The following is a 5783-nucleotide window of genomic DNA, read 5'->3' as shown; positions in this document are numbered from 1 at the left end:
CTCATCGGCGGCGGCATCGGCTTCGCGCTCGGCCTCGCCAACGGCCTGTCGCGGCTCTCCGAGCGCCTCACCGACACCACGCTGCAGATGATCCGCAACATCCCGCACCTGTCGCTGATCCCGCTCGTGATCCTGTGGTTCGGCATCGACGAGGAGGCCAAGCTCTTCCTCGTGGCCATCGGGGTGTTCTTCCCCGTCTATGCCAACACCCTGCACGGCATCCGCTCGGTGGACCCGCAACTCGTCGAGATGGGCCGGGTCTACGGCATGTCGCCCACCACCCTGTTCCTGCGCGTGGTCCTGCCCGGGGCACTGCCGTCGATCTTCGTGGGCCTGCGCTACGCGCTCGGCATCATGTGGCTGACGCTCATCGTCGCCGAGACGATCTCGGCCTCCTCCGGCCTCGGCTACATGGCGATGCAGGCCCGCGAGTTCATGCTGGTGGACGTCGTGGTGCTGGCGATCGTCATCTATGCCGGCCTCGGTAAAGCCGCCGACGCGGTGACCCGGCTGCTGGAGCGCCGGTTCCTGGCCTGGAACCCGGCCTACCGGAACGCGTGACCCGGCGGCGGCTCTCCTCCCCCTTGCGGGGAGGGCGCGCCCGAACCTCGACGCCCCGCGGCTTCTTTCCCAAACCCATCTCCCCTTCGACGGTCCGCCCCATGCTCGCCACCGCCTTCCGCGTCCCCGAGGACAGCCAGATCCGAGACCCGAAACCCCGCGGGGTCGCCGCCCCGAAGGCGCCGGCCCGCGCCGTGCCCGCGCCCTCCGCCACCGGCATCGGCGTCACGATCCGCGACCTGCGGAAGGACTTCGACGGCCACACGGTGATCGAGGGCCTCGACCTCCATATCCCGGCCGGGCAGTTCGTGGCCGTGGTCGGGCGCTCGGGCTGCGGCAAGAGCACCCTGCTGCGCCTGATCCTCGGCCTGGAGCAGCCGAGCGCCGGCCGGATCGCCCTCGAAGCGCAAGGTCCGCGCACGCCCCCGAAGCGCATCATGTTCCAGGAGCCGCGCCTGCTGCCCTGGGCCCGGGTCGTCGACAACGTGGCGGTGGGCCTCGGCGAGGTCGGCCGCAAGACGGAGCGCCGCGCCAAGGCCCAGGCGGCGCTGGCCGAGGTCGGTCTCTCGGAGAAATCCGGCAACTGGCCCGCGACCCTGTCGGGCGGCCAGCGCCAGCGGGTGGCACTCGCCCGCGCCCTCGTCAGTCGTCCGGGGCTGCTCGCCCTCGACGAGCCGCTGGGCGCCCTCGACGCGCTCACCCGCATCGACATGCAGGCGATGATCGAGCGGATCTGGCGGGCGCAGGGGTTCACCGCGATCCTCGTCACCCACGACGTCGCCGAGGCCGTGGCGATGGCCGACCGCATTCTCGTGGTGGAGGCCGGCCGCATCGCCCTCGACGTCGCGGTGGACGTGCCCCGGCCCCGCCGCCGGGGTGACGCCGACCTCGCGGCCCTCGAAGGCCGCATCCTCGACCACCTGTTGTCCGAGCGCGCGCCGGCTTGAGCGCGGCCGCCTCCAACCCCGTGAGAGATTTCCCATGACCGGACAGACCGACGTTCTCTGGTTCCTCCCCACCCACGGCGACGGCCGCTACCTCGGCGCCCAGGAGGGCGCCCGCGACGTCTCGATCGCGTATCTGCGCCAGATCGCCCAAGCCGCCGACGAGCTCGGCTATTACGGCGTGCTCCTGCCCACCGGACGCTCCTGCGAGGATTCCTGGGTGGTGGCCTCAGCGCTGGCGCCCCTGACGAAACGCCTGCGCTTCCTCGTGGCCGTCCGCCCCGGCCTGCAGGAGCCGTCCATGGCCGCCCGCATGGCCGCGACCCTCGACCGGGTCTCGGATGGGCGCCTGCTCATCAACGTCGTCACGGGCGGCGACCCCGTCGAACTGCGCGGCGACGGCGTCTTCCTCGACCACGACGAGCGCTATGTCGTCACCGACGAGTTCCTGCACATCTGGCGGGGGCTGATGTCGGGTGAGACGGTCAGCTACGAGGGCAAGCACCTCAAGGTGGAAGAGGGCCGGGTGATCTTCCAGCCCGTGCAGAAGCCCTATCCGCCGCTGTATTTCGGCGGCTCGTCGCCCGCCGGCATCGAGGTCGCGGCCGAGCATTGCGAGGTCTACCTGACCTGGGGCGAGCCTCCGGCCGGCGTCGCGGAGAAGATCGCCAAGGCCCGGGAGGCCGCCGACCGCAAGGGCAAGACCTTCTCCTACGGCATCCGGCTCCACGTCATCGTGCGCGAGACGGAAGGGGAGGCTTGGGCGGCGGCCGAGAACCTGATCTCGCGCCTCGACGACGAGACCATCGCCAAGGCCCAGGCCACCCTGAAGCGCCAGGATTCCGTGGGCCAGAGCCGCATGATGGCCCTGCACGGGGGCGACCGCACCAAGCTCGAGGTCTCGCCCAACCTCTGGGCCGGCGTCGGCCTGGTGCGCGGCGGCGCCGGCACCGCCCTTGTCGGCTCGGCGGATCAGGTCGCCGACCGGATGAAGGAATACATCGACCTCGGCATCGACCGCTTCATCCTCTCGGGCTACCCGCACCTCGAGGAGGCCTACCGCTTCGCCGAGCTGGTCTTTCCCAAGCTCCCCCTGCGCGCCACCACCGGCGTCGCTCCGAGCAACGCCCGCAACAACGGCCCGTTCGGCGAGGTCATCGCCAACGACATCGTGCCCGGCCGCCGCATCGCGGCGCATTGAGGGAAACACCTCTCGCTGTCGTCATGCATCCCCTCGCCCCGCAAGCGGGGAGAGGGGAATCCCCGTCCGCCGACCGTTCGTTGCCCCGAAGGAGCCCCCATGCCCGCCGCCACCCGCGCCCTGGCGCTCCACCCCGCCGGCACCCGCCGCGCCTGGATCCTGCTCACCGCCCTGGCGCTGCTGACCCTCGGCGTCCTGCACGCCCGCGCGGACGAGCGGGTGATCCGGATCGGCTACCAGAAATACGGCACGCTGGTCCTCCTCAAGGGCAAGGGCCTGCTGGAGCAGCGCCTGAAGCCGCTCGGCTACCGCGTCACCTGGGCCGAGTTCCCCTCGGGGCCGCCCCTGATGGAGGCGCTGAACGCCGGGGCCGTCGATCTCGGCTCGGCCGGCGAGGCGCCCCCGATCTTCGCCCAGGCCGCCAACCCGGACCTGCTCTATGTCGGCCACGAGCCGGCCGCTCCCAAGGGCGAGGCGATCCTGGTGGCCAAGGACAGCCCGATCCGAACGGTCGCGGACCTGCGCGGCAAGAAGATCGCCCTCAACAAGGGCTCGAACGTCCACTACTTCCTGGTTCGCGCCCTCGAACAGGCGGGCGTGCCCTACGAGGCGGTGACCCCGACCTTCCTGGCGCCGGCCGACGGGGCCGCCGCCTTCGCACGGGGCGCCGTCGACGCTTGGGCGATCTGGGACCCCTACCTCGCCTCGGGCGAGCGCAGCACCGGCGGGCGCATTCTCGCCGACGGCACCGACCTCGTGCCGAACCGCCAGTTCTATCTCTCGACCCGCGCCTTCGCCACCGCCCACGGCCCGGCCCTCGACGCGACCCTGGCCGCCATCGGCGAGATCGACGCCTGGGCCAAGGAGAACACCGACGCGGTGGCGGCCGAACTTAGCCCCTCCGTGGGCATCCCGGCGCCGATCCTCACGGTGGCCCTGCGCCGCCTCACCTACGGGGTCACGCCCCTGAACGCCGAGACCACCGCCGACCAGCAACGCGTCGCCGACACCTTCCACCGCCTCGGCCTGTTGCCCAAGCCCCTCGACGTGGCCTCGGCGGTGCGCAAGCCCGGAAGCTGAGGGGCGGGCTCAACCCGGCAGAACCGGCGCCTTCACCCCCGGCAGGCGATCGAGGTCGGCCGGGTTCAGGTGGGTGTGCGCCGCCACCAGGGCGTGCGGGGTGAGGGCGAGCCATTGGCGAAGGGAGATGTCGGCGTAGCGCGGGCTGCGGAACATCTCCAGGAAGGTCAGCGGCGTGGTGCCGGTGTTCTCGATGTAGTGGCCCATGGCGAAGGGCACGTAGCCGACGTCGCCGGCCCGATAGTCGAAGGTGCGGGCCTTCGATTCCGAGCCGAACACCGTCATGCGGCCCTGGCCCGCGATGTAGAACTGCCACTCGTCGCCGTTCGGGTGCCAGTGCAACTCGCGCAGGCCCCCGGGCTCCAGTTCCACCAGGGCGGCCGCGATGGTCTTCGAGGCCTTGAACACCGACGAATCGGTGATGCGCACGCTGCCGCCCGGCAGGCTCAGGGGCGCCTGGGCGAGCATCCGGTGGCTGAAGGGCTCCGGCACCGGGCCGGCGCCGCCCATGCGGTCGGCGTCCAGGGGCCCGGGGGTCGGCCCGGGGAAGATGTAGAGTTCCTTCTCCGGCACACCCGCGAAGGCACTCTCCGGCAGGCCGAAGTTCTTGGCCAGGATGTCCCTCGGCGTATGCGCCATCCAGTCCGTCAGGAGGAAGGTGGAATCCTCCGAGAAGCCGCCGTCGTCGAAGACCAGCAGGAACTCGCAGCCGTCGACGCCGTCGGCGGACAGGCCCTGAATGGAATGCGGGATGCCGGAGGGGAAGTACCAGAGGTCGCCCTCGCCGACATCGTCCGCGAAGGTCCGGCCCTGCGCGTCCACCGCGGTGATCCGGGCCCGGCCCTTCAACATGTAGGCCCACTCGGCCTCCTTGTGCCAGTGCATCTCCCGCACCACGCCGGCGCCGAGGCGCATGTTCACCCCCGCCATCGCCTTCGAGACGGGGAGTTCGCGGACCGTCGTCTGCCGGGCCCAGCCACCCTCCTCGAGGCGCATGTGGCTGTCGGCGAAGGACCATTTCAGGTTCGGCATGGTGCCGTGGTCGGTCCGGGGCGGGCGCAGGGTGAAGGGGTCCTCGGCCTCCCGCGCCGGGTTGCGGGGACCGAGGATCGAGGCGCCGTCCTTCCCCCGGATCGGGCTCTGCGCCGCGGGCTGGCCCTGCGCTCCGGCCACGGTGAACAGCGATCCCCCGGCGGCGGTGGCGGCTAGCAGGCCTCGGCGGGACAAGTCCGTCATGGGCGTCGGGTCTCGTAAGGGGTCCGGGGGCGCCGTCGGGCGCCCCGTTGCCTTCCGTCAATCGACCCCCAGGGACCGCCGTTCCGTGCCTCACGGCCTCGTGCGAGCGCCCGTCAGGCCGCCGCCGCGACGGGCGGCACCGGGCGTTCGCCCTGTGCCCCCAGGCGCTCCAGGAAGGCGGCGGCGAGGCGTCCGCGCGTCGCCGGGTCCTCGCTGCCCTGGCGCAGGAGCACGCGGTTGTCCTTGCGCACGATATGCGCGTGGGCGGGGACCTGCAGGGGCGGCGCGTTCGGCCGCAGGTCGGCGGCCAGCCCCTGCGGCCCGCCGCTGAGGCGGTGGATGCCGAGCGCCAGGCAGCCGACCCGGAGCCGGGCGAGGGCGATCAGCTCCTCGAAGGCCTCGGGCGGCGGGCCGAAGCGGTCGACCACCTCGCTGCGCAGGGCCTCCACCTCCTCCGGGTTCGCGAGGCGCAGTGTCCGGGTGTAGAGGCTGAGCCGCACCTCCGGCTCGGGCACGTAGTCGGCGGGCACGGCGCCCGAGAGGCCGAGGCGGATCTCTGGGTTCCAGTCCTCGGCGGGCTCGCCCTTGGCGGCGCGCAGCGCCAGGTGCAGCAGGTGCTGGTAGAGCCCGAGGCCGATGAGCTTGACGTGGCCGGCCTGGTTTTCGCCGACGAGGTCGCCCGCCCCGCGCAGATCGAGGTCCCGGGCGCTGATGGCGAAGCCCGCGCCGAGGCGGTCGAGGGCCTCCAGCGTCCGCAGGCG

Annotated in this window: 6 protein-coding genes; 4 read left to right on the top strand and 2 right to left on the bottom strand. The window is 72.1% G+C overall.

All coding sequences use genetic code 11. From position 1 onward, the window contains the following. The 4 genes from MFF30_RS17205 to MFF30_RS17190 all read left to right on the top strand — a co-directional run. A partial coding sequence (locus MFF30_RS17205) for an ABC transporter permease subunit (RefSeq protein WP_238280702.1) occupies window positions 1-561 on the top strand: 561 nt, incomplete at its 5' end. Between the two features lie 101 nt (window positions 562-662). Then, the gene (locus MFF30_RS17200) at window positions 663-1508 is read left to right on the top strand and encodes an ATP-binding cassette domain-containing protein (RefSeq protein ID WP_238280701.1); all 846 of its coding nucleotides are present in this window, start codon (window positions 663-665) and stop codon (window positions 1506-1508) included. 34 nt (window positions 1509-1542) lie between these two features. Continuing rightward, entirely contained in the window at window positions 1543-2706 is a 1164-nt protein-coding gene (gene ssuD / locus MFF30_RS17195; protein WP_238280700.1) for an FMNH2-dependent alkanesulfonate monooxygenase, read from the top strand. A 99-nt stretch (window positions 2707-2805) separates the two neighbouring features. Continuing rightward, the gene (locus tag MFF30_RS17190) at window positions 2806-3786 is read left to right on the top strand and encodes a sulfonate ABC transporter substrate-binding protein (protein ID WP_238280699.1); all 981 of its coding nucleotides are present in this window, start codon (window positions 2806-2808) and stop codon (window positions 3784-3786) included. 9 nt (window positions 3787-3795) lie between these two features. Here the strand turns inward: MFF30_RS17190 and MFF30_RS17185 are convergent, their stop codons facing one another. Both MFF30_RS17185 and MFF30_RS17180 read right to left on the bottom strand, forming a co-directional pair. Beyond that, the gene (locus MFF30_RS17185) at window positions 3796-5022 is read right to left on the bottom strand and encodes an oxalate decarboxylase family bicupin (protein WP_238280698.1); all 1227 of its coding nucleotides are present in this window, start codon (window positions 5020-5022) and stop codon (window positions 3796-3798) included. 113 nt (window positions 5023-5135) lie between these two features. Next, a partial coding sequence (locus MFF30_RS17180) for a TRCF domain-containing protein (protein WP_306424589.1) occupies window positions 5136-5783 on the bottom strand: 648 nt, incomplete at its 5' end.

The organism is Methylobacterium goesingense (genome assembly GCF_022179225.1).
GTDB classification, from domain to species: Bacteria; Pseudomonadota; Alphaproteobacteria; order Rhizobiales; family Beijerinckiaceae; genus Methylobacterium; species Methylobacterium goesingense.
Note: the sequence above shows the minus strand (reverse complement) of the source record. Positions and strands in the feature narration are given on the sequence as shown.